Raw genomic sequence first — 21,873 nt, forward strand, 5'->3', positions numbered from 1 at the left:
GTGCAAGGCTTTGCCTTGTTCAGAGAAAGCGGGAGAGGGAGAGGGTGGTGAAAAGGATGCGGGCCGTGGTCGTGCCCTCACCCCCGGCCCCTCTCCCGTAAACGGGCGAGGGGAGAAAACCGGGCAGTGCAGCTCAACTTGAAACACTGCCGCATCAAGCCAAGTCACTCTCTCCTTCAAGGAGAGGGTCGGGGAGTAGATGGTTTGCCCCCCTTTCAAAAGCGCCCCGCCAGCCAGACCGGCGCGGGGTTTTCGGGGATCGAGTGTTTGAGGGCCTTGGCCCGAGTTTTCGATTCCCGCCCGTGACGGGCTGGCTGGCGGGGGGATCAGGCGCTTGCGCCAGACGCTTTTGCAGGGTCGCCTTGGGATTGTTAAGGGGCTTGGCGAGACAAGCCCCTTAACCCGTCCGCGCGGCGGAACGCGCTGTAACGCTTTTATCCGTACCGCAGGAACATAAACCCCAGCGCATAACCGGTAGCAGCGCCCTCGCTACCGCCCATACCCCAGCGTCTCAATCTGCGTGAGCTGACCATTAATAAACGTCAGCCGCGCGCCCAGCTTGTTCGGCCCGAAGTCATAGACCCAGACTTCCCTGATGCCGATATCCGCCGGATCAAGCTCGCTCTTGCGCCGCTCCCACCAATACGCCGCACCGAATTCCGGGGCTGAATATCGTTCCAGACTGGCTGGTTCGCCACATTTGGCGCGCACGGTGTATTTCAGGTCATCGGTATCGACTACGCCGCCGGAGCAGCGCAGCGTATCAGCCAGCACCGAGGGCGCAACGATGACCAAGAGCAAACCGATGCGGATCGGCATTACGCGCTTCTCAGGGCCGACAGATCAATGCCCATAGCCGAGGGTATCGATCTGCTTGAGCTTGCCGTTGACAAAAGTCAGCTGCGCGCCGAGCTTGTCCCGGCCGAAGTCATACACCCACACGTCCTTGACCACGACATCACGCGGCGCGCTGGCATCCTGGCGTTGCGCCTGCGTGTCGTCCGTCACCTCGTACCGATCCTGGCTGGCTGGCTCGCCACACTTGGCGCGTGCGATTTGCTTCACATCGCCGGTATGAACCAAGCCACCAGCGCAACGCAAGGTATCCGCCAATGCGGACGGCAACACCGCCGCCAGCAGCACACTCAGCAGTACGTGATTCAGACTCATGAAATCTCCTGATCGGGCGGACGCATCAATGCCCGTAATCCAAAGTATCGATTTGCGATAACTCGCCGTTCACGAAGGTGAGCCGGTTCATGAACTGAGTCGAGCCGAAATTGTAGATCCAGACTTGCACCTCGCCGCTGCCGCCAACGCGGCTATGCCGGCGATGGTGCCGGTCATACCAGTAATACACGTCGTATTCGGGCGAGCGACGGATGTCCACCCGCTCGGGTTCGCCGCATTTATCACGCACCCGCGAAATCAGATCGCCGGTATCGATCACCGCCCCGCCACAACGCAGCGATTCGCCATAGGCGGGCAGCGAGAGGCTGGCGATGCAAGCGGCAAAAACGAGGTGAAGCGTCATGATGGGCACCCTGAAACGGGCAATTGATATCTTTGTTCTACGCCGAGACGGGCCGCTTCACCAGCGGCACTAGCCCATGGCCGGCAATGCGCCATGGACCAGGGCCGATCACGCCAGCAGCTTGCGCTCGCTCTTGCCGTACTTGAGCGACTTCTCATCCGGCAGCATCAAACCAGTATGTTCGTCGCGCCCTTGCAGGATGAAACGGGCATTGGGCTGGCCGAGTTCTTCCGCCGCTTTCTTGCTATCCGCGCCGATCTCGCCCTTTTTCATGCGGTTGACGATCAGGCCGACAGCGGTGTCGTCGAAATCGCGCAGCATCCATGCGTCGCCATCGCTGTCGCCCGCCACCAGCACCGGGCCATAGCCTTTTTTCGACGCCAGTTCATTACGGATGCCGATGGTCTTGCCCGGCCCCCAGTTGAAGTGCCAGCCAGCCTTGTAGCGATTGAGGTATTTGCCGTCCTGCATCTCCAACCGCAGGCCGATGACGTTTTCCGGCGGTACGCAGTAGCCATAGTTGGCATTGCCGGCGAATACGCGCACCACGTCGTCGATCGATGCCGTGCTGACGTACACATCGATGCCATTGGCGCGCAGCGTGTGCATCAGACCGCGAATCTCCTCATGGATGCGCAGGCCGTGGAAATGGCTGGCCACCACCACACCCGCCTTGCCCGGGAGCGTCTTCGGGCTTTCGTACTTCACCTTGCGCAGTGCGTCGCCGATGCCGTTGTTGTTGGAGGCCTCGGCCATCGCCTGCAATTCGGCCGGGGTCATGTTCTTGTAGAAATAGATGATCCACTTGTAGCCGATCTCGAGCGGATGGCTGTCGCAGATCGCGTCGTACATGAAGTAAAGCTTGGCGCGGAAGTCCTTGAACTGATCGCTGGCCTGCACCTCATCCAGGCTCTTGCTGCCCGCGAGGCCCTGATAGTTGGCATACAGCCAGCGGTAGTTGGCCTCGACATCGGCGGCGATGTCTTCCATCTTCACCGGCTTGCCATCCACCGTAACGTAATCGGCCTTGAACGGCCCAGCCGGCACGTCCTGGCGCAGCACGGCGGCGAATTCGTCCGGCGTCAGTTTGTATTGCAGATGGTTGATCTGGTACATCAACAACGCTTCTTCGCAGTCGTTCATGATGCAGGTGTTGTCCCAGTCGAACACCGCGTACGGCCGTTTGTTCGCCCGGTAGGCCTTGCTGTTGACGCCGTATTGATCGAGCACCGACTGGATGCGCTTGGCGTTCAGTGCCGACCATCTGGCCGGATCAAGCGGGGTTGGCAGGATCGGCGGCGTGGGTGCGGTGGCAGCTTCGACTGCGCGTGCGCCCAACAGGCTGGTGGCCGACACGGCGGCGAGGGTATTCAGGAACTGGCGACGTTGCATGGCATTTCTCATTAACAAAATGCGCCTTTGCGGCGCTGGGGAGTAAGCAGCGTGATTGCCCCGCACTCGACACGTAGGCGATGTGCGATTGGCGGCCCAAGAGGGCTCGTCATGGCGGCCAAGGCAGCAGGCTCGGGCAGAATCGCACGAATCATGCCAAACAACACAGCTGCTTGTCTCCCGACTGACGACAAATCAGTGGGTGTGGTAAGCAATCTGGATTCGCGGGCGAATTCGCGCACTAGAAATAGCGCGTCAGCACCGCCTGCCAGATCTGCCGCTGCGATGCCGCACCATATTCGCTGCCCGCATCGCCCTGATTGAGTTGCCACTGCAGCGCGACATCGGTCTTGTCCCAGTGATAACGCGCTTCGAACCAGTGCATGCGGCTGGCGTCTTCGCCGTTACGACGCAGCATGGCGGTCAGGTCGAGATGGGTGATCAGGGCATCCTGCCAGGCGGCACGGAAAAACCATTCGCTGCGGGTGGGTTGTTCCTGCAGCCGTTGTACCCCGCCACGATAGAGGCCGTATTGCTGTGGCGCACCCACCTGCAAGGCTTGCCAGCCAGCGGAGTCCAGCCCGGCGCCGTTGTAATCATATTCGGCAGTCAGCGAGAGCTTGAACGAGGTCGTGTACGTTGCACCAAGCGCCCAGCGGTTACGCCATGCCACGTCGTCAATGCCGTTGAGCTGCCCAAGCAGAGACGACGCCCGCCCGCCGGACCACTCCAGATGCGCCACCGTCGCCGCACTCAGCAACACGGTGATGTTCGCGCCGAGCTGCGGCTCATGACCGGCCTCGCGGTAGACAAGCCATTCCGGGTTGAAATCATCGCTCAGCCGGGTCGATAGCGAAGCCAGCCAACGATCCGTGCCATTGGTCGCGCCCCAATCCGGGTTGAAACTGCCATCGTTGGCGTGCTCGGCCAGCTTGGGCGAGTAGAGCAGCGTGAGCGCTCCGCCATCCCACAGCTGCTGGCCCCGCAGCATCACGCTGCCTTGCCGGTTCTCGCGCAGGCTGCCCGGGTCTTCCGAGACGCGCACCCGAATGGCGTTGGCACGGAAGAAATCCGTCGGGTTGTAGCCCATCGCCACGCCGTAATGGGTGTTGATGCGTCCCAAGTCCAGACTGCGCTCCGGCGATGCCTGCCAGCTGAGATAAGCGTCCTTGATGGTGTTGGTGGCGCGGCCGTTATCGAAGCTGGCTTGCCAGTTCTGATCCAGCCGATCGGCGAACACCAGCCGCCAATCCGGTGAGAGCCGGGTATCGAGCTGCACACTGCCGGACAAGCGCTCGCTGCGGGTTGCGCCGCCATTGCGCAGTGGCGCATACCCGGCCGCACCTTCAACGAAGAAGCGCCAGTCGGAGGACTTTTCGGCGGCAGGGGCGGGTTGATCGGCCAGTGACAGGGCGTCGAGGTCGGCATCGCCAGCAGCGGTTGCGAATGCGGAAGCAAAGAGAAAGCTCAGTACAACAATATGCATGATGAATCCTTGGTCACCGACAGCCGGCGAGCGAGCGCCGCCTGAATCAAGGAACCCGGAGCACAGCAACCGGAACGTACGATTGGTACGTGAGGATTGCGAGCACCGCGTGACGCAGAGTCAGGCAAGCGCAGCCGCCGGATGCTCACTCCGGCTTGAAGCGTGGCAGGTAATCTCTTTGCATCCAGCTATCCGGAATATCGCGGTAGCCATAGTCAGCAAAGCGCATCACCGTGACCCAGTTCGGGTCGAGCCCGTCGATGATCACGGTTTCGGTCGGCCGGGTGACGCCAAGCTGGGTCTCGAAGCGGCGGTAATAGGCAGTTTTCAGCAGCCGGCCGCTCTCGGCGTAGAACTTGGCCTTGATCGGCCAGGTGCTCTTCGCGTCCACCCACATCTCGATCTTGTGGTACGTCACGTCCGCGCTGGCGGCGGCGAGGGCGAGCTTGTAGGCATGGTGCGGCTGGCGCTCACCGTCCTGCACGTCCTCTTCGCCATCCAGTTCGGCGTGATAATCCTTGGCCAGATTCACCGTTACCACGTCACCGTTGGCGGCCTGCCCCAGCAAGCGCTGCTGCGGCGAGATGCGGATGCTGGCCTTGGTGGACGGATCGAAAAACCACAAGTCGTTGCCGCTCTTGAGCATCAATTTGCCGGCATCCCGCGCCGGGGCGACGAAGCGGATCAGGCTACGGAACTCGCCGCCCACCTTGTCGGCCTTCGAGTACACCGCCAGCGTGTTGGCATCGGTCTGCTTGCCGTTGCGATACTCGATCAGCGTGGTCGTGAGCGAGAACGGTTTGTCCGGGTTGCGGATGGCGTCGGTCGCGGCCAGAAGTTGTTGGGCGTTGGGTGCTGCGTACGCCGTTGTTGCGATGAATGCCGCGATGGCAGTTAGTGTTTTCAACATGATGGTTCCTTCATTAAGAACGCTTTGGATTTTCGCTTCCCCCTTTATGAAGGGGGATGGAGGGGGATTTCGACGTCATTGCAATTTGAAATGCCGCAGAAATCCCCCCTAGCCCCCCTTCAAAAAGGGGGAACAAAGATCACACGTGCCGTAGCGCCTCGACGATCTCCAGCTTCGCCGCCCGCCGTGCCGGCCACCAAGCCGAAATGACCGCCACCACCATCAAGCCAATCGCTGTCCCGATAATCATCGGCACCTCGCCCCACACGCGCACCGTCAGCGGCACCGGGTCGGAATTGCCCGGCGGGGTCCAGGTCAGGCCGCCGTGGTTGACAAGGTAGGCCAGCGCCAGCGAGACCAGCACACCGAGCACCGCGCCAATCGCGCCAAGCAGCAATCCTTCGGTGACGAACAAGCGACGGATACCGCCCCGCCGCAAACCGATGGCACGCAGGGTGCCGATTTCAACCGTGCGCTCGACCACCGCCATGCTCATGGTATTGCCGACCGTGAACAGCACGATGGCGCCGATCAGGATCGCGATGAAACCGAAGATCGCGCTGAACATGCCGGTGATCTGGCCATAGCTCGGGTTGAGCGTGGCGTAGTCGTGCACTTCCAGCGGTTCGCTTTTCAGCGTGGTGCCAAGCAAGGCATCGAGCCGGGCCGTGGCGGCGGGAATCTGGCTGGTGTGCTTGAGCTGGATCGCAATCGCGGTCGCCTGCGGCTGTTCTGCACCGTAGACCAGACGTTGCGCCTGCGGCAGGTGCAGCCCGACGTAGAGGTCGTCGAACTCTTTGACGCCCTGGCTTTCAGCCTTAACCACCTTGAGTGAGGCGACGTTCGGCGCGCCGTGCGCATTGGCTGCCAGCAACTCGATGCGCGGGCTGGTATCGGTCGGTGCGGCATCTTGCACCCGCTCCTGATCGGATAGGGCGGCGATATCGCTGGGCGCATCTGCGCCACTGGCGACGGCAACCTGCGCTTGCGGGCAGTTCTTCACCTTGAGCGGGCCGCACAGTTGCAACACGCGGGCCACACCAGTGCCGATCACGGCGGAATCGGGCGCGGTGCCGGTCAGCGCGAGCTTCTTCGGGTGTAGCGGGAAGTCGTAGTCGTTCCATAAGCGCATGCGGTTCTGGTCGTCGACCAGCACACCGCTGCCAACGACAGTGCGCGATACACCTGCCGCGAAATTGCCGCCGATGCCGCCCAGACTCAGCACAGGCGTCACTACCGTCAGCATCGGCGCCAATACCGGGTCGTTCTTCACCACCTCGATCACGTGCTGGTAATTACGAATGCCATAGGCGGCCGGGTTGCCGCTGCCATAGAGAAAGTAATCCTTGTGCTGAATCTGCAGATGCCCGCTGTGCTGCACATAGCCAGTCTGCAGGCCGTAGTTGATGTTGCGGGCGTAACCGCCGAACAACAGGATCGATACCGCGCCAATGGTCATGGCAAGCAGGGTGGTCAGCGAGCGGCGGTGATTGCGCAGCAGGTTGCGCAGGGCGAGTTTGAAGGTGTTCATTGCACATCCTCCTGGCGGCGGATTTCAGTAATACGGCCATCGCGAATGCTCACCACATCGTCGGCCTCGGCCAACACTTGCGGATCGTGCGACGAGAACACGAAGGTGACTTTCAGCTCGCGCTGCATCTTGCGCATCAGCTGGATGATGGCGTCACCGGTATGGCTGTCGAGGTTCGCGGTCGGCTCATCCGCCAGCACCAGTGTCGGCTCGGTGGCTAGCGCGCGAGCAATGGCGACGCGCTGGCGCTGGCCGCCGGAGAGCTGACCGGGGCGGTTGCGTGCCCGATCGGCCAAGCCCACCGCATCGAGCAGGCTCAGCACACGCTCGCGCCGTTGCTTGGGCGGCGTTTTGTTGAGCAGCAGCGGGTATTCGACGTTTTCATACGCCGACAGCACCGGCAGCAGGTTGAAGTTCTGGAAGATGAAGCCGATACGGCGGGCACGGAAATCCGACAGTGCGTCGTCCTTGAGCGCCAGCACCGGCTCGCCGGCGACGATGATCTCGCCGCTATCCGGCCGGTCGACGCAGCCGATCAGGTTCAGCAGCGTGGTCTTGCCGCTGCCGGACGGGCCAGACAAGACCGTGAAGCGCTGCGGGTGGATTTCCAGATTGATGTCGGCCAATGCGGGCACATCGACCGAATCCAGCCGGTAGTGCTTGGCGACCTTGTTGAGAATGACCGGGTTCATGCTGACCTCGTCGGTTTGGGAGTGAGGTCAATATAAGGCCGCGCCAATCCAGTCTTATGACATTGCGATAAGCTGCGGTGAGGGAGGATGAACTGCTTGGGTAAGCGATGAATCAACTAGCCGAAAGTCGAGCGGGCTCCGTAGCCCGGACGGCTTTGCCGGCCGGGATGGGCAGATGAGAAGAACAACTCCGGTCGCGCTTTATTCACACAGCGCCCCCGGCTGGCGAAGCCATCCGGGCTACGAAATGCGCGCTTCAAGCCCGGTTGGCGGATTCAACCGCCTTGGCCGAGCTGGGAGCCTTCATCACCCCCTCAGCCGCCCGCCGCCGCTTGTACCAGCGGGCCACGCGCCACAGCAGCAGCACTGTGAGTAGCACGCCGTAGATCACCGGCACGGTCACATCGCGCTTCACCAGCCAGTAAAAATGCAGCACACCCAGTGGCGCAATCAGATACACCAGACGATGCAACCGCGCCCAGTTGCGCTTGAGCTTGCGCATCATGTTGTCGGTCGACGTGACCGCCAGCGGAATCAACAGCATCAGCGCGGTAAACCCGACGGTGATATACGGCCGCTTGATGATGTCCTTGCCGATGGTCGACAAATCCAGCTGCCGATCCAGGCCGAGATAGATACAGAAGTGCAGCACCGCATAGAAGAAGGCGTACAGCCCGAGCATGCGACGAAAGCGCAGCAACTCGGCGCGGCCGGTGTATTGGCGCAATGGCGAGATCGATAGCGTGATCAGCAACCCGGTTAGCGCCCAACGGCCGGTCGAGTGCAGCAGGAAGGCGATCGGATCGACTTCGCGCATGACGAGAAAGCCCATCCGCGCCAGCGGATACAGGCAGATGATGAAGACGATGATTTTCAGGGTTTTGATGGACATGGATTGAGGTCGCGTTCCGTGTGGCAGGAGGATGCCTGCCTGCTTCTGCTGCTTAGTCGGGCAAGTCCGTCTGATCTGACAGCGATATAATGGCCGCCGTTCATAAGGATAGTCCCATGCCCGTCAGCATCGTCCAGCCCGCTCATCGCATCGTCGTCAAAGTCGGTTCCAGCCTCGTCACCAACGAAGGTCGCGGCCTCGATCACGCGGCGCTCGCCCGCTGGGCGGCGGAGATCGCCGAACTCAAGCACATGGGCAAGGATGTGGTGCTGGTGTCGTCCGGCGCGGTGGCAGAAGGGGTGGCCCGGCTGGGCTGGACCGAGAAGCCATCGGCAATCCATGAGAAACAAGCAGCAGCAGCCGTCGGCCAGATGGGTTTGTGCCAAGCCTACGAATCCGCCTTTCGCGCGCATGGCCTGAAAACGGCGCAGGTGCTACTCACCCACGAAGACATGGCCGACCGCACGCGTTATCTGAATGCGCGCTCGACCCTGCTGACCCTGTTGAATCTGGGCGTGATCCCGATCATCAACGAGAACGACACGGTGGTCACCGCCGAGATCAAGTTCGGCGACAACGATACGCTCGGTGCGCTGGTGACCAATCTGATCGAAGGCGATGCGCTGATCATCCTGACCGACCAGCAGGGCTTGTTCACCGCCGACCCACGCAAAGACCCGAACGCGAAACTGATTCAGGAAGCAGTGGCGGGCACGGCGGAACTGGAAGCGATGGCGGGCGGGGCGGGGTCCAGCGTCGGCACCGGCGGGATGTTCACCAAGGTCATCGCCGCCAAGCGTGCGGCCCGTAGCGGTGCGGCCACCGTGATCGCCAGCGGGCGCGAACCCCACGTGCTGACCCGGCTCGCCAAGGGTGAAGCCATCGGCACGCAACTGATTGCACAAACCTCGCCGCTGGCAGCCAAGAAGCAGTGGATTGCCGATCACCTGCAGATCGCCGGCCGGCTGGTGCTGGATGCCGGCGCGGTGCGCGCGCTGCTGGAGAAGGGATCCAGCCTGTTGCCAATTGGCGTGGTGACCATCGAAGGCGAATTCCAGCGTGGCGACGTGGTGCGTTGCGGCGGCCCCGATGGCATCGAAATCGCGCGCGGCATCGTCAACTATTCCAGCCAGGATGCGAAGAAAATCATCCGCCTGCCCACCGGCCAGATCGAAGCCGCACTCGGCTATATCGACGAGCCGGAGCTGATTCATCGTGACAATCTGGTGGTGATTTAGCCAACGGTTGCTGGCCTGGAAGTAGCCCGGCCGGAATCTGCTCCATCCGGGCTACAGTTAATGCGCAGCGGCAGCTTACTTGCCGTTGCCGCCTTCACCGCGAGTCGGAGTGGCCTTCACATCGGCATCGAAGCCCTTGACGATGTCAGCAACCTTTTTCACACCGGTCAGGCCGCAAAACTCGTCATACAACGCGCCTTGATAGGCGTTACGTGTTTGCGAAACCAGCACCGGTTTCCAGGTCTGTTCCGCCTCGGCCCACGTGCCGTCCGGGTTGCCATAGGCATAGACGCGGTACTGGTTGTTGTCGCAAGCGATGCCTTCATAGCGGATGTTGCGCACCTTGCTGTCTTTGACCGATACCGACACTGCATAGCGGATGATCTTGTCTTCGCCGAGGGCCAGCGAATCGAGCGCCAGCTCGAACACGTTCTGACGCGAGGTATAGTTCACGCGGAACGGCGCCCATTGCTTGAGCGTTTTCAGATCCGGCTTGGTGAACGGCTTTTCGTCCGGCACGCCTTTATCGGTGCCAAAAATCAGATCCTTCAAACCGCCACTGCCAGTCCCGCCGGTATCCGACGGGCCATTCACGCCGGTCGCGCCGGAGCCGCCTTCAGCCAATGCAAGTACCGGGCTGACCATCAACAGGCCGGCGATAAGCCATCGTTTCATCGTGTGCTCCATTCAATCAGTCCAATTCATCGCCGCCATTATCCGGCAAGCCGGCGCAATCAGGTACTCAGGCTCTGTTGACGTAGGTTTTGTGGATCGCGTTTGCCCGGATTTGGGCCTATTGCCAGACGAAAGACGTGCAGCGTAATGGATTACGCAAGCGGCTTTCAACACCGCAAGAGGCCCAAATCCGGGCAAACCCTTCGGGCGAAGCCGCCTTTTGAGGTCACTCTGCGTAATAAGTCGCTGACATAACCGGTTATGCGGCGCGCCTTATGCCTTGATTGACCTCAAAATTCGGCGCCGCGCGACCACAAAACCTACGTCAACAGAGCCTAATGTTTGTAGCAAGCAGCGTAAAATGGCAATGACTCCCCGCGGAACCGCTCCATGCTTGCCGATCTCACCATTGACCTCTCCGGCCTCAATTGCCCCTTGCCCATCCTGCGCGCCAAAAAGGCGCTGGCTCAGCTGCAAAGTGGGCAAATGCTGGCAACCACTTGCACCGACCCGGCCACGCCGACTGATTTCGCCGCGTTCTGCCGCCAGACCGGTCACGAGCTGGTCGAATCGACAGCCAACAACGGCAAATTCCATTTCATCATCAAAAAACGCTGAAACACCAAGCCCATTTGAGTTCATCCATGTCCCAGACCCTCACCATTACCCGCCCGGACGACTGGCATCTGCACCTGCGCGACGGCGCGCTGATGGCATCCGTGCTGCCGCATACCGCCCGCGAATTCGCCCGCGCCATCGTCATGCCCAATCTCAAGCCGCCAGTTTCGAATGTCGACCTGGCCGCAGCCTACCGCGACCGCATTCTCTCAGCCCGGCCAACCGGCAGCGATTTTCAGCCCCTGATGACGCTGTATCTCACGGGCGGCCTGACGCCGGCCGAAGTGGTGAAAGCGAAAGAATCCGGTTTCGTGCAGGCCGTGAAGTTCTATCCAGCGGGCGCGACCACCAACTCCGAAGCCGGTGTGGCCGAACTCGACGGCGTAATGCCGACGCTGGAAAAAATGACCGAGATCGGCCTGCCGTTCCTCGTCCACGGTGAAGTGACCGACCCGACGGTGGATGTATTCGATCGTGAAGCCGCGTTCATCGACCGCGTGATGGCACCGCTGCTGCAACGGCTGCCGACGTTGCGTGTCGTGTTCGAGCACATCACCACCAAGCAAGCCGCACAGTTCGTGCAAGAAGCCGGCGACAACATTGGCGCGACGATCACACCGCAGCACTTGCTGATGAATCGCAATGCGCTGTTCCAGGGCGGCATCCGCCCGCATCACTACTGCCTGCCCGTGCTCAAGCGCGAAGAACACCGTCGTGCACTGGTGGCGGCTGTGGCCTCCGGCAGCAAGAAATTCTTCCTCGGCACCGACAGCGCGCCGCATGCGCAACACACCAAGGAAGCCGCCTGTGGCTGTGCCGGTATCTATTCCGCACACGGCGCATTGGCGTTCTACGCCGAAGCATTCGAAGCGGCCGGCGCACTCGACAAACTGGAAGCCTTCGCGAGCTTCAACGGCCCGGATTTCTACCGCCTGCCACGCAACACCGGCACGGTCACGCTGGTGAAAGAAGACTGGTCGGTGCCAGCCAGCTACCCATTCGGCGAACACAACGTGGTGCCATTGCGCGCCGGCGAAACGCTGTCGTGGCGGTTGCTTTGAGCAAAACCGACACCCGCGAATTACGCTTTTCCGGAGCCTTCCGTCCGCTGTGGTGGCTTTGCGCCGTGATCATTGTCGCCGCCGCGTTGTGGGGCTGGCCACTGATCGCCGGCACCACCTTCCAGCACGGCTTTTTCGGACTGTTCTGGTACGGCATGGTGATCCTTGCGGCCGTGATTTGGGCCGTACCCGCCGAGCAAGCCTGCGATGGCACAACGCTGGAGCGGCGCTGGACGCTGGTTGGATTAATCACGCTCAAACGCGAAAAACTACCGCTCTCCGATTTCAACGTCATCCGGCTGGAACAGGAGCCGAACGTGATCGGCCGCGATAGCGTGTGGGTGGTGTTCGAAGGCGAAAAAGACGTCCGCTTCGTGTTCGCTCACTTTCGCGCCACCGACGATGGCGTGATGCAAGCCCAGGCACTCGCACGCAATTTGGCGACCGTTAGCCAATTGCCATTTGCCGAAGCGGTGCTCGAGGCCGGATAATCCACCCCGCGAAGCAGGCCGGATCGTCGCTGCTCCCTTTGAGGCAACTCATTTGGGAGGGGAGGAAAGTCCGGGCTCCATAGAGCAGGATGCCGGCTAACGGCCGGGCGGCGTGAGCCGACGGAAAGTGGAACAGAGAGCAGAACCGCCGATGGCCCGCACTTATTAACGTGAGTGTGGGATCAGGTAAGGGTGAAAAGGTGGGGTAAGAGCCCACCGCGGACGTGGCAACACGGACGGCAGGCTAAACCCCATCCGGAGCAAGACCAAGCAGCAGGCGTTGAAACGGCTCGTCGAGCCTGCGGGTAGGTTGCTGGAGCGTGCTGGTAACGGTACGCCTAGAGGAATGACGGTCGCGGGAGGTTCGCCAACCGCACAGAACCCGGCTTACAGGCCTGCTTCGCACTTCCATTTAAACGGACGCCCCCTCAGTGGGCGTCCGTTTTTCATTTCCGGTGGCTGGTATAGCCGCTGTCGTCCTTCCGCAGATCGACCTCAATGTTCGACAACAGGATATTGAGCGCAGCATCGGAAATCAGCACCTCGGCCAGACACAGCAACAAGGACACCACCATCAGCACCAGGCTCGCCCCGAACACGAGGTAGCCGTGGTACGGGTCATCGGCGAACACCAGGATCATCGAAACAATGCAGCACAGCAGGCTCAGCACGCCGGCCGCCTGCATACCGCGAATCAGCTGGACCCGTTTTCTCAAGTTGCCCAGCTGGCGCAGCAGATTCTCGTGCGGGTCTTGCCGATGCGTGTCGTAGAGCTGGCGGATGATGGTGGACAACGCCAGAAAGCGATTGGTGTACGCCAGCATCAAGAGCGAGATGGCGGGAAAGAGCAGCGAGGGTGTGCTCAGACCGAACTGGGGGTCAGCGGGCATGGTTGACTACCTGCGCGGGATTTGAAAAACCGGAAACCGGACGGGCCGCCATTCTAGCGACGCACCCGTTTTCATGACACATGCAAATTCCCTGCTGGTCGGGTTTTGGACCAATCGCCCCCGGCATATGACCCGTCATGTATCCGCCCACAAAGCAGCTCTGGCAAGGCATGCGAAGCGCAAATGGAAGCGGTACGGCAAGCACAACGCCGGCAGCAGGGCTTGGCTTTGTGGGTGGCTACAACTACACGTGTTTCTTGAAATCCTTGATCACATGCTGCTGGCGACGGCTGACGGCAAGTTTCTCCGGAATATCGCGGATAACCGCCACCCAATGCGTTTCGCCCCCGTTGGCCGGCAGTTTCTCGAAACCGGTCAGTGAGTCGGTGCAGACGAGACAATTGCGATGGATCCTCAGGAAGCGGCTGCCAAACTCTTCTTCCAGCCGGGTCAGCGAGTCTTCCAGCAAATATTCGCGCTCACGGGTGCGCAGCGTGATGTATTTCTGTTCGGCCTTCAGATAGCGCGCTTCCGAGACCGGAATCAAATGCACGCGGCCGCGTTCGGTCACGCTGAAATGGCTGCGGGCATTTTGCGCTGGCGCCGCTTCGCGTTTGGCCGAACGTGCATCGCGCACGCGGTTGAGCGCATCGATCAGGCGCTCCCTGCGGATAGGCTTGAGCAGGTAATCGACGGCGCGGACTTCAAACGCCGCCACGCCGTATTCCTCGAAAGCGGTAGCGAAGATCACGGCCGGCGGTTGCGATAGATGCTGCAACTCACGCGCCAGTTCGATGCCGCTCATTTGCGGCATCTGGATATCGATGATGGCCGCATCGGCATCGGCTTCGGCCAATTGGCCCAAGGCCGAAATACCATTGGTGGCGGTACCCACGATGTCGTGCGGGCAAATGTCTGCACAGTCGGCGAGCACGTCCTGCAGCCGCTTCAGGGCAGGCAGTTCATCATCGACGAGAAAAAGGCGCAGCGGCGTCGTCATGCAGAATCTCCCGGTAGGGAACCACGATATGTACTTGATAATAGTCGCTCGTGGCCTGAGTGGTAAGGCTGGCTTCGGCGTCGAAATGCAACAAGAGACGCTCACGGATATTGTCGAGCGCCATGCCATTGCCCCGTTGCGTGCGCACGAAACCCTCCGGCATTGGTGGGTTCTTTACATCGATATGGACGTCGTTTCGTGTGCGAAAGATATTCACCTGGATTGGCCCGGGGTCGATGGATGGCTCGATTCCATAGTAGACGGCATTCTCGATCAGCGGCTGCAGCATCAAGGGCGGCACAGCGGCATCGCCCGGCATCTGTTCGGTATGCCACTCCACGCGCAGCCGATCACCCAGGCGCAATGTTTCGATATTGATGTAGTGCTCGGCCAGCTCGACTTCCCGCGCCAGCCTGGAAAGCCGGCGGTTGTCCTGCATCACCACGCGAAACAGGTCGGCAATATCCTGCAGCGCCTGCTCGGCCTTGGCCGGCTCGTTACGGATCAGCGATAGCACCGCATTCAGGCTGTTGAAGAAGAAATGCGGCCGGATACGCGCCTGCAATGCCGATAGCCGCGCCTCGGACAACCTTGGAGACAACGCACGCTGGCGCAAGCGCAACACCCCCAGAAAAGCCAGCGTCGCCAGCAAGCACATCAACTCCGGCGCAAAGCGGGCATGCGTATCAGCAGAGAACGGCTGCAACAGCTTCTGGCCCAGATAATTACAGGCCAGCACAATCACACACACCAGCGGGATGCCCAAACGGTATTGCAGCCGCGATAACCACGGCGCAATGACCGCCAGTACCGCCAGCGACGGCAACAGGGTCATCTCCAGCCACAGCGAATCCTCAGTCATCGCCGTGCTCCAGGCGCGCCAGCTCTGCAAGCTCGGCAAGGTATACATCACCAGCAGCAAATGGGCATAGACCAAGGCGTGCAGCAGCACGCCAAGATTGCGGAAATCGGGCAGCTCATCGTCGACGGTGGGGCGCTTCAAGACACATCCAAATGGCCAGTCAGGGACTTACACTATAACCAAGCTGACGGCCTTCTCGAATTCTGTTGTCATATTTGTCACAGTTCCGTCCACACTGCATGGGACATCCCGAATACCCCATCACCAGACAAACAGGCGACAGTCATGAAATCCATGCCAATTACCACTGGATGCTTTCATGTCGCTTGCCATTGTTCATAGCCGCGCCCTCGTCGGCCTCGCCGCATTGCCGGTCGCGGTCGAAGTTCACCTCGCCAACGGCTTGCCGGCCTGCACGCTGGTCGGGCTGCCCGAAGCCGAGGTCAAGGAAAGCCGCGAGCGTGCGCGTTCAGCCCCGCTGAGTCCGGATGTTGGTCTTCACCTGAGTCCGGTGTCCGATTTCCTCTATGACCGGCCACTTTTCATGTCTGTAGCCAAGCTCCGCTTCGGCCGAAGCCCAGACACCGCAATGAATAGTGCCGATCGGATGTGGTTGGTCGAAAACGGTCAAGCTACAACTCCAAATTACTTTTCGTCCATCAATGGCGGCAACCCAAGCCGGCAACATGAGAAATATCAGAACAACATGAGAACATCCCAGTACGAGTTCGATCGCAAGGTATTGGAAGTGCTGCGTGAGCCGCTGGAAAACGGCGCAATCCACATCAGCCGTGCAGCACGGGCAGTGGAGTTCCCAGCCCGTTTCCAGCTCGTTGCGGCGATGAATCCATGCCCGTGTGGCTACCTCGGTCACGGCACCCGCGCTTGTCGCTGCACGCCGGATCAAGTAGCGCGTTATCGCGGCAAGCTTTCTGGCCCGTTTCTTGATCGCATTGACCTGCTGGTCGAGGTGCCGGCGCTACCGGATAGCGCGCTGCTGAGTTCAACCCGGGCGGAATCCAGCGATGCGGTGCGCCAACGGGCCGATACCGCGCACGGTCATGCGCGGCGGCGGCAGGGCAAGGCGAATGCCGCGCTCAATGCAGCCGAGATCGATACCCACTGCGCGCCGGATGACGCCGGCCGCGCCCTGCTGCAAACGGCGCTCGCCAAGCTCGGCCTCTCCGCCCGCGCCTATCACCGGGTATTGAAAGTTGCGCGCACGATCGCCGATCTGGCTGGCAGTGACACCGTCAGCAGCCACCATATCGCCGAAGCGATCCAGTACCGGCGAGCGCTGTAACGTCCCCCGTAGCCCGGACGGGTTTAATCGGCCGGGATTGTGACGCATCCACCGTCAGCTCCCGGCCGACAAGTCGTCCGGGCTATGGGAGCAGCTAAGCCCTGACCATCGGCAACGACTGCCCGAACCAATCGAGCCGCTGCCGCCATGAAGCAGCCAGATATTCGGGCACATGCCGGCTGATGGCGCGGCGGAACAGCACCCCCAGGGCACGCCATTGCGATGGTCGGATCGGGTTGGTCGACGGCACGCACAGCGACGGCACGCGATAGCTTTCACCATCGAGTACCGCGTGCCAGAAGGCAGCCAAACGGGTTCGCCAGTTGTCGTGCTCCTGCAGCTTGTGCAGCACGGAGGCGAGCAGGGGATGTTGGCGCAGGGTAGAGATGAAGTCGTCGATAACGGCTTGCAACGTGGGCCAGCCAATCGCGGATGCGAGCTTTTCCATCGGCAAAGTTCCTAAGAATGTTCTTAAAAGACTTTCGATGGACTGTGCAATCCGGGGTGGGTTGCACGTGATAATTACCGACATCTTTTCATCCGCTTGCAAGCAAGTACTCCCCTCACCCTCGCGTGCGAGGCAAAGCCTTGCACGCGAGGGTGAGGGGACAAAACCTCAACCAACGCTCAAGCAACGTCGGCCGTACCACGCAGACCAAAACGCTCGCGATATTGCAGCGGATTCAAACCCAGCTTGCGCTGGAACACCCGGCGCAGCGTTTGTTCATCGCCAAACCCGCAAGCGGCTGCGATACGTTTTAGCGATGCTTCCGTTTCGGTCAGCCGTTGGCAGGCCGCCTCTAGCCGCAATGTTTCCACCGCTCGTGCCGGTGTCATGCCGGTTCTGGCCGCGTAGTGGCGGGCAAAGCTGCGCGGGCTCATGTGCACACGCTCCGCCAATCGCTCCACGCGCAAATCCTCCATCAGGTGAACGGCGATCCACGCATGCAAATCGGCAAATTCGGCATCGCTGGCTTGAGCCAACAGCGGGGCACTGAACTGCGATTGCCCGCCCGGCCGTTTGATGAATACGACCATCTGCCGGGCGATTTCCATCACCGCGGCATGGCCCAGATCTTCTTCGACCAGCGCCAGCGTGAGATCGATGCCGGCGGAGATGCCGGCCGAGGTCCAGATGGGCCCATCCTGCACATAGATGGCGTCGTTCTCGATCTGCACCGTCGCATCAGCAGCGGATAAATGGCCGACATAGCGCCAGTGCGTGGTAGCGCGCCGGCCCGCCAACAGCCCGGCAGTCGCCAGGATGATGGCGCCGGTGCAGACCGATGCAATGCGCCGCGCCTGCGGTGCCAGCGATAAGACTGTCTTGGCGACATTCGCCACCGCTGACATCGCTTCAACGCCCCCGGGCACGATCAGCGTGTCGATGCGCTCACCGACCAACGCGGCCATTGGCTCGGTCCACATCGTTACGCCGGAGGACGTCCGCACCGGCCCACCCGCTGCCGACACCAGCGTGATCTGGTAGGGCTCCAGCGTGCCCGGCACACGGTTGCGGCAGGGCTGCGAGAACACCTCGACCGGACCGGCCACATCGAGCACGTTCACATCGTCATACAGCAGGAACACGATTCGCTTGGCCATCATTCGCTCCCGGCACGTTCCACCACCAGAATCCGCGCCACGCCGACTGGGTGCGCCACATGCGCCGTCCCCGCCGCAGCGCAGAACACATCGCCGACTTCCAGCCGCGTTTCCCGTTCGATATTGCCGTCGCGCCCACTCTCAATCCAAACCATATTGACCGTACCATCGAGCACCGCGAAGACCTCGTCGCCATCATTCACATGCCAGTGATAAGGCGCATCGGTCCAATGCAGCCGCACGGTGCTGGCACTGTCAAAGGCCGCCAACGGCAACGCGCCCCACGCTCTATCGGCAACGAACTCGCGGGACCGGATCGCCCGCGTTTTCATGCCGCCACCTCGGCCGGCTTGCGCTGACCGAAGCGCCAATACAGTGTCGCCAGAACCGGCAGCAGCAGCAGCGGCAATGCGGCAGCATTCAATGTCGCCCAGCCCAGATGCTGCACCAGCGGTGCAGCGGCGAGCGAGGCCAAGGCCGAGCAGGCACTGGTGGTGAACTCGGCGGAGCTTTGGGTCTTGGCACGCTCTCGCGGGCGATATGACTGCGCGAGCAAGGTCGTGCCGGCGACGAACATGAAGTTCCAGCCCAAACCCAACAACATTAGGGACACGTAGAAATACGGCAGCGCGCTGGATGTTTGGCCGACGACCGAACTCACCGCGATCAGGCCAGCCCCGGTCAGCGCGACCGATGCCGGGCCGAAGCGCGAGATCAGCCAACCAGACAGGAACGATGGCGCGAACATGCCCAGCATGTGCCACTGGATCACACCGGCTCCGTCGTTGATGCCATAGCCACAGGCGATCATCGCCAGCGGCGTGGCGGTCATCATGCAGATCATCACGGCGTAGGCGATCAGGTTGTTAGCCAAGGCGGCGATGAAGACCGGCTGGGTAACGATCTCGCGCAACGGCCGCGCCGGTTCTTGCGCTTGCCGCGCCTCTTGGTGCGGCGGCGTATTCCGGTACATCAGCAGCAGGGCCAGCGATGCGATGCCGAACAAGCAGGCCAGGCCATACGCACCGGCAAATGCCACGCCCGGTATCCAGCCTTGCGACCAGCGCGCCAGCAAGGGGCCACAGATGGCAGCCAGCACGCCGCCGGTGAGCACGGTGGCAATGGCGCGGCTCTTGGCAGGCGCATCCACATTGTCCGCCGCGGCCAGCCGGTAATAGCCGGCAAACGCCTGGAATACGCCGATGCAGGCCGTGCCAACGCAGAACAGCCAGAAATCGTGGCGGAACATGGCGAGCACCGACAGCGCAGCACCAAATGCGCCAACGCCAGCACCCGTAGCAAAGCCAATGCGCCGGCCCACTTTCTGTTGCCAATGCGGCGACACCAGCGACGTCACCATGGCCGCCACGATGATCAGCGAGAATGGCAGCGTCGCCAGCGCCTTGTCTCGGGCCAAGGTGTAACCAGCCAGACCGGTCAAGGTGAGATCGATGGAAATGGCGGCGGTGTACAAAGCCTGGCAGGCGGCCAGGATGCGGATGTTGCGGCGGGCAGGGGTTGGGTCCATGCGTTTACTCCGGGCGGATTGCATTGCTGAGTGAGTGATCGGTGAAGTATTGCATCAAGCGCTTTGGCAGCAATGCCAATTCACGATCAAATTCTGCCAATGCGAATCCCTGTTGGGGAAAGCGGTTCGAGTTGCTAGACTCGGCGCATCCCCAAGTTCCAACGTTCCACGTGAAACCTATGAGCACACCTCGTTACGACGAAGCCGCCGTCAAAGTCCTCAAGGGCCTCGACCCGGTCCGGCACCGTCCGGGCATGTACACCCGCACCGATAACCCGCTGCACATCTGCCAGGAAGTGATCGACAACGCCGCCGACGAAGCGCTCGGCGGTTTTGCCAAGACGATTGCCGTCACCCTCTACCGCGACCAATCAATGAAAGTGGTCGATAACGGCCGCGGTATTCCAGTCGGTATCCACCCGGAAGAAGGCGTGCCGACGGTGCAGGTGGTGTTCACCCAACTGCACGCCGGTGGCAAATTCGACAAGAAAGATGGCGGCGCCTACGCGTTCTCCGGCGGTCTGCACGGCGTTGGCGTTTCGGTGACCAATGCGCTCTCCACGCTGCTGCAGGTGGAAGTGAAGCGGGACGGCGAGATCAATCGCATCGTGTTCGGCGATGGCGAAGTGCGTGAACCACTGGTGGTGATCGGCAGCTGCGCCAAGAAAGACACCGGCACCACTGTCACCGTCCGGCCCGATCCGAAGTACTTCGATGCGCCGAACATCCCGCAAGGCGATCTGGAACACCTGCTCAAATCCAAGGCGGTGCTGCTGCCGGGCTTGATCGTCACATTGGATATCGAAACCGCCAGCGGCGAATTCGTGCGCAAGGAATGGTGCTACCCGGATGGCCTGACCGGTTATCTGGCCGAGCAGATTGCCGGCTATACGCCGATCACGCCGATCCTGACCGGCGAGAAATACATCGACGGCATCGACGAAACCTTCTCCAAAGGCGAAGGCTGTGCCTGGGCGTTGTCGTGGACCGAAGACGGCCTCGTCAACCGCGAATCTTATGTGAACCTGATTCCGACTCCCGCTGGCGGCACGCATGAATCCGGCCTGCGCGATGGCGTGTTCCAAGCGGTAAAGACCTTTATCGAATTCCACAGCCTGCTGCCCAAGGGTGTGAAGGTGCTGCCGGAAGACTTGTTCGGCCGCTGCTCCTTCGTGCTTTCGGCCAAGGTGCTCGATCCGCAATTCCAGGGCCAGACCAAGGACAAACTGACCAGCCGCGATGGTCTCAAGCTCGTGTCCGCAATGGTGAAATCGCCGTTCGAATTGTGGCTGAATGAACACGTCGAGCTGGGCAAGAAACTCGCCGAGCTGGCGATCCGCGCCGCACAAAGCCGCGCAAAGAATGCGCAGAAGGTCGAGAAGAAAAAGTCGTCCGGCGTGGCCGTTTTGCCCGGCAAACTCACCGATTGCGCCAGCGATGAATCCGAGCGCTGCGAGCTGTTCCTGGTCGAGGGTGATTCGGCTGGCGGCTCGGCCAAGCTCGGCCGCGACAAGGATTTCCAGGCCATCCTGCCGTTGCGCGGCAAGGTGCTGAATACCTGGGAAGTCGACAAGGATCAGATTTTCGCCAACAACGAAGTGCACGATATTGCCGTCGCCTTGGGCGTCGATCCGCACGGCCCGAACGACACGCCGGACCTCTCCGGCCTGCGTTACGGCAAGCTGATCATCATGTCCGATGCTGACGTCGACGGCTCGCACATCCAGGTGCTGCTGCTCACGCTGTTCTATCGCCACTTCCCCGGCCTGATCCGCGCCGGCCACATCTTCGTCGCGCAGCCACCGCTGTTCCGCGTCGATATCGCCGGCAGCGGCAAGAACAAGCCGCCGCGCAAGTTCTACGCCTTGGACGATGGCGAACTGACTGCGATCCTCGACAAGCTGCGGGCCGAGAAAGTCCGTGAAGGCGCGTGGGGTATTTCCCGCTTCAAAGGCTTGGGCGAGATGAATGCCGAGCAGTTGTTCGACACCACCATGAACCCGGACACCCGCCGCGTATTGCGCGTCGGCATTCCGGATGATGTCTCCGCCAACACCAAAGACCTGATGAACATGCTGATGGGCAAGGGCGAGGCCAGCAGCCGCCGCGCTTGGCTGGAAGCACGTGGCAATGAAGTAGAAGCCGATCTCTGATCCGACCTCTGA

23 protein-coding genes and 1 other RNA gene are annotated in these 21,873 nt (G+C 61.2%); 7 read left to right on the forward strand and 17 right to left on the reverse strand.

All coding sequences use genetic code 11. The features are described 5' to 3' along the window. Nucleotides 1-489 precede the first annotated feature (489 nt). The 9 genes from BR41_RS07605 to msrQ form a co-directional block, all read right to left on the reverse strand. Nucleotides 490-819, reverse strand: a complete 330-nt coding sequence (locus BR41_RS07605) for a DUF2845 domain-containing protein (protein WP_035054741.1) — start codon at nt 817-819, stop codon at nt 490-492. Nucleotides 820-843: 24 nt separating this feature from the next. Next, the gene (locus BR41_RS07610) at nt 844-1,170 is read right to left on the reverse strand and encodes a DUF2845 domain-containing protein (protein WP_051710446.1); all 327 of its coding nucleotides are present in this window, start codon (nt 1,168-1,170) and stop codon (nt 844-846) included. 25 nt (nt 1,171-1,195) lie between these two features. Then, nucleotides 1,196-1,534: a DUF2845 domain-containing protein gene (locus BR41_RS07615; RefSeq protein ID WP_051710449.1), complete on the reverse strand. Its 339-nt coding sequence runs from the start codon at nt 1,532-1,534 to the stop codon at nt 1,196-1,198. Between the two features lie 108 nt (nt 1,535-1,642). Then, nucleotides 1,643-2,926 (reverse strand): HAD family hydrolase, encoded by a 1,284-nt coding sequence (locus BR41_RS07620; RefSeq protein WP_035054743.1) that lies wholly within the window; start codon nt 2,924-2,926, stop codon nt 1,643-1,645. A 241-nt stretch (nt 2,927-3,167) separates the two neighbouring features. Next, the gene (locus BR41_RS07625) at nt 3,168-4,412 is read right to left on the reverse strand and encodes a hypothetical protein (RefSeq protein WP_035054745.1); all 1,245 of its coding nucleotides are present in this window, start codon (nt 4,410-4,412) and stop codon (nt 3,168-3,170) included. 145 nt (nt 4,413-4,557) lie between these two features. Beyond that, entirely contained in the window at nt 4,558-5,322 is a 765-nt protein-coding gene (locus BR41_RS07630) for an outer membrane lipoprotein-sorting protein (RefSeq protein ID WP_035054747.1), read from the reverse strand. A 139-nt stretch (nt 5,323-5,461) separates the two neighbouring features. Then, a complete protein-coding gene (locus tag BR41_RS07635) occupies nt 5,462-6,853 on the reverse strand; it encodes an ABC transporter permease (RefSeq protein WP_035054749.1) in 1,392 nt (463 codons plus the stop codon). Beyond that, entirely contained in the window at nt 6,850-7,545 is a 696-nt protein-coding gene (locus tag BR41_RS07640; protein ID WP_035054751.1) for an ABC transporter ATP-binding protein, read from the reverse strand. Before BR41_RS07640 ends, BR41_RS07635 begins: the two co-directional genes overlap by 4 nt. Nucleotides 7,546-7,801: 256 nt before the next feature. Continuing rightward, on the reverse strand, nt 7,802-8,437 hold the full coding sequence (msrQ, locus tag BR41_RS07645; protein WP_084186912.1) for a protein-methionine-sulfoxide reductase heme-binding subunit MsrQ: 636 nt from the start codon (nt 8,435-8,437) through the stop codon (nt 7,802-7,804). A gap of 116 nt (nt 8,438-8,553) precedes the next feature. On the opposite strand from msrQ, the gene proB reads away from it, so the two are divergent. After that, nucleotides 8,554-9,675 (forward strand): glutamate 5-kinase, encoded by a 1,122-nt coding sequence (gene proB, locus BR41_RS07650; RefSeq protein ID WP_035054753.1) that lies wholly within the window; start codon nt 8,554-8,556, stop codon nt 9,673-9,675. Between the two features lie 75 nt (nt 9,676-9,750). On the opposite strand, the gene BR41_RS07655 is transcribed toward proB, so the two are convergent. Beyond that, entirely contained in the window at nt 9,751-10,350 is a 600-nt protein-coding gene (locus BR41_RS07655; RefSeq protein WP_035054755.1) for a CNP1-like family protein, read from the reverse strand. Nucleotides 10,351-10,740: 390 nt separating this feature from the next. Between BR41_RS07655 and BR41_RS07660 the strand changes: the two genes are divergently transcribed. The 4 genes from BR41_RS07660 to rnpB all read left to right on the forward strand — a co-directional run bounded on the left by BR41_RS07660 (nt 10,741) and on the right by rnpB (nt 12,926). Continuing rightward, on the forward strand, nt 10,741-10,968 hold the full coding sequence (locus BR41_RS07660) for a sulfurtransferase TusA family protein (RefSeq protein ID WP_035054757.1): 228 nt from the start codon (nt 10,741-10,743) through the stop codon (nt 10,966-10,968). A gap of 26 nt (nt 10,969-10,994) precedes the next feature. Further along, the gene (gene pyrC, locus BR41_RS07665) at nt 10,995-12,029 is read left to right on the forward strand and encodes a dihydroorotase (protein ID WP_035054759.1); all 1,035 of its coding nucleotides are present in this window, start codon (nt 10,995-10,997) and stop codon (nt 12,027-12,029) included. Next, nucleotides 12,026-12,520, forward strand: a complete 495-nt coding sequence (locus tag BR41_RS07670; RefSeq protein ID WP_035054761.1) for a hypothetical protein — start codon at nt 12,026-12,028, stop codon at nt 12,518-12,520. Before pyrC ends, BR41_RS07670 begins: the two co-directional genes overlap by 4 nt. A gap of 10 nt (nt 12,521-12,530) precedes the next feature. Continuing rightward, an RNA gene (gene rnpB / locus BR41_RS22795) (RNase P RNA component class A) lies at nt 12,531-12,926 on the forward strand. 40 nt (nt 12,927-12,966) lie between these two features. Here the strand turns inward: rnpB and BR41_RS07675 are convergent. The 3 genes from BR41_RS07675 to BR41_RS07685 all read right to left on the reverse strand — a co-directional run bounded on the left by BR41_RS07675 (nt 12,967) and on the right by BR41_RS07685 (nt 15,413). Beyond that, on the reverse strand, nt 12,967-13,410 hold the full coding sequence (locus BR41_RS07675) for a DUF2721 domain-containing protein (RefSeq protein WP_035054763.1): 444 nt from the start codon (nt 13,408-13,410) through the stop codon (nt 12,967-12,969). A 244-nt stretch (nt 13,411-13,654) separates the two neighbouring features. After that, entirely contained in the window at nt 13,655-14,410 is a 756-nt protein-coding gene (locus BR41_RS07680; protein ID WP_035054765.1) for a LytR/AlgR family response regulator transcription factor, read from the reverse strand. Next, nucleotides 14,376-15,413, reverse strand: coding sequence for a sensor histidine kinase (locus BR41_RS07685; protein ID WP_156970602.1), 1,038 nt, complete (start codon nt 15,411-15,413; stop codon nt 14,376-14,378). Before BR41_RS07685 ends, BR41_RS07680 begins: the two co-directional genes overlap by 35 nt. A 178-nt stretch (nt 15,414-15,591) precedes the next feature. Here BR41_RS07685 and BR41_RS25535 point away from each other — a divergent pair, with 178 nt between their 5' ends. Next, a complete protein-coding gene (locus BR41_RS25535; protein WP_051710452.1) occupies nt 15,592-16,575 on the forward strand; it encodes an ATP-binding protein in 984 nt (327 codons plus the stop codon). Between the two features lie 94 nt (nt 16,576-16,669). Here BR41_RS25535 and BR41_RS07695 read toward each other — a convergent pair whose 3' ends face one another. From BR41_RS07695 to BR41_RS07710, 4 genes are all read right to left on the reverse strand, one after another. After that, the gene (locus BR41_RS07695) at nt 16,670-17,023 is read right to left on the reverse strand and encodes a hypothetical protein (RefSeq protein ID WP_035054767.1); all 354 of its coding nucleotides are present in this window, start codon (nt 17,021-17,023) and stop codon (nt 16,670-16,672) included. A gap of 179 nt (nt 17,024-17,202) precedes the next feature. Next, nucleotides 17,203-18,180, reverse strand: a complete 978-nt coding sequence (locus tag BR41_RS07700) for a GlxA family transcriptional regulator (RefSeq protein WP_211251691.1) — start codon at nt 18,178-18,180, stop codon at nt 17,203-17,205. Beyond that, a complete protein-coding gene (locus BR41_RS07705) occupies nt 18,180-18,512 on the reverse strand; it encodes a cupin domain-containing protein (protein ID WP_035054771.1) in 333 nt (110 codons plus the stop codon). The genes BR41_RS07700 and BR41_RS07705 overlap by 1 nt, the downstream gene beginning before the upstream one ends. Continuing rightward, a complete protein-coding gene (locus BR41_RS07710) occupies nt 18,509-19,708 on the reverse strand; it encodes an MFS transporter (protein ID WP_211251692.1) in 1,200 nt (399 codons plus the stop codon). Before BR41_RS07710 ends, BR41_RS07705 begins: the two co-directional genes overlap by 4 nt. A 179-nt stretch (nt 19,709-19,887) precedes the next feature. On the opposite strand from BR41_RS07710, the gene parE reads away from it, so the two are divergent. Beyond that, nucleotides 19,888-21,861, forward strand: coding sequence for a DNA topoisomerase IV subunit B (gene parE, locus BR41_RS07715; RefSeq protein ID WP_035054775.1), 1,974 nt, complete (start codon nt 19,888-19,890; stop codon nt 21,859-21,861). Nucleotides 21,862-21,873: the final 12 nt, after the last annotated feature.

Source organism: Andreprevotia chitinilytica DSM 18519 (assembly GCF_000711875.1).
Taxonomy (GTDB): domain Bacteria; phylum Pseudomonadota; class Gammaproteobacteria; order Burkholderiales; family Chitinibacteraceae; genus Andreprevotia; species Andreprevotia chitinilytica.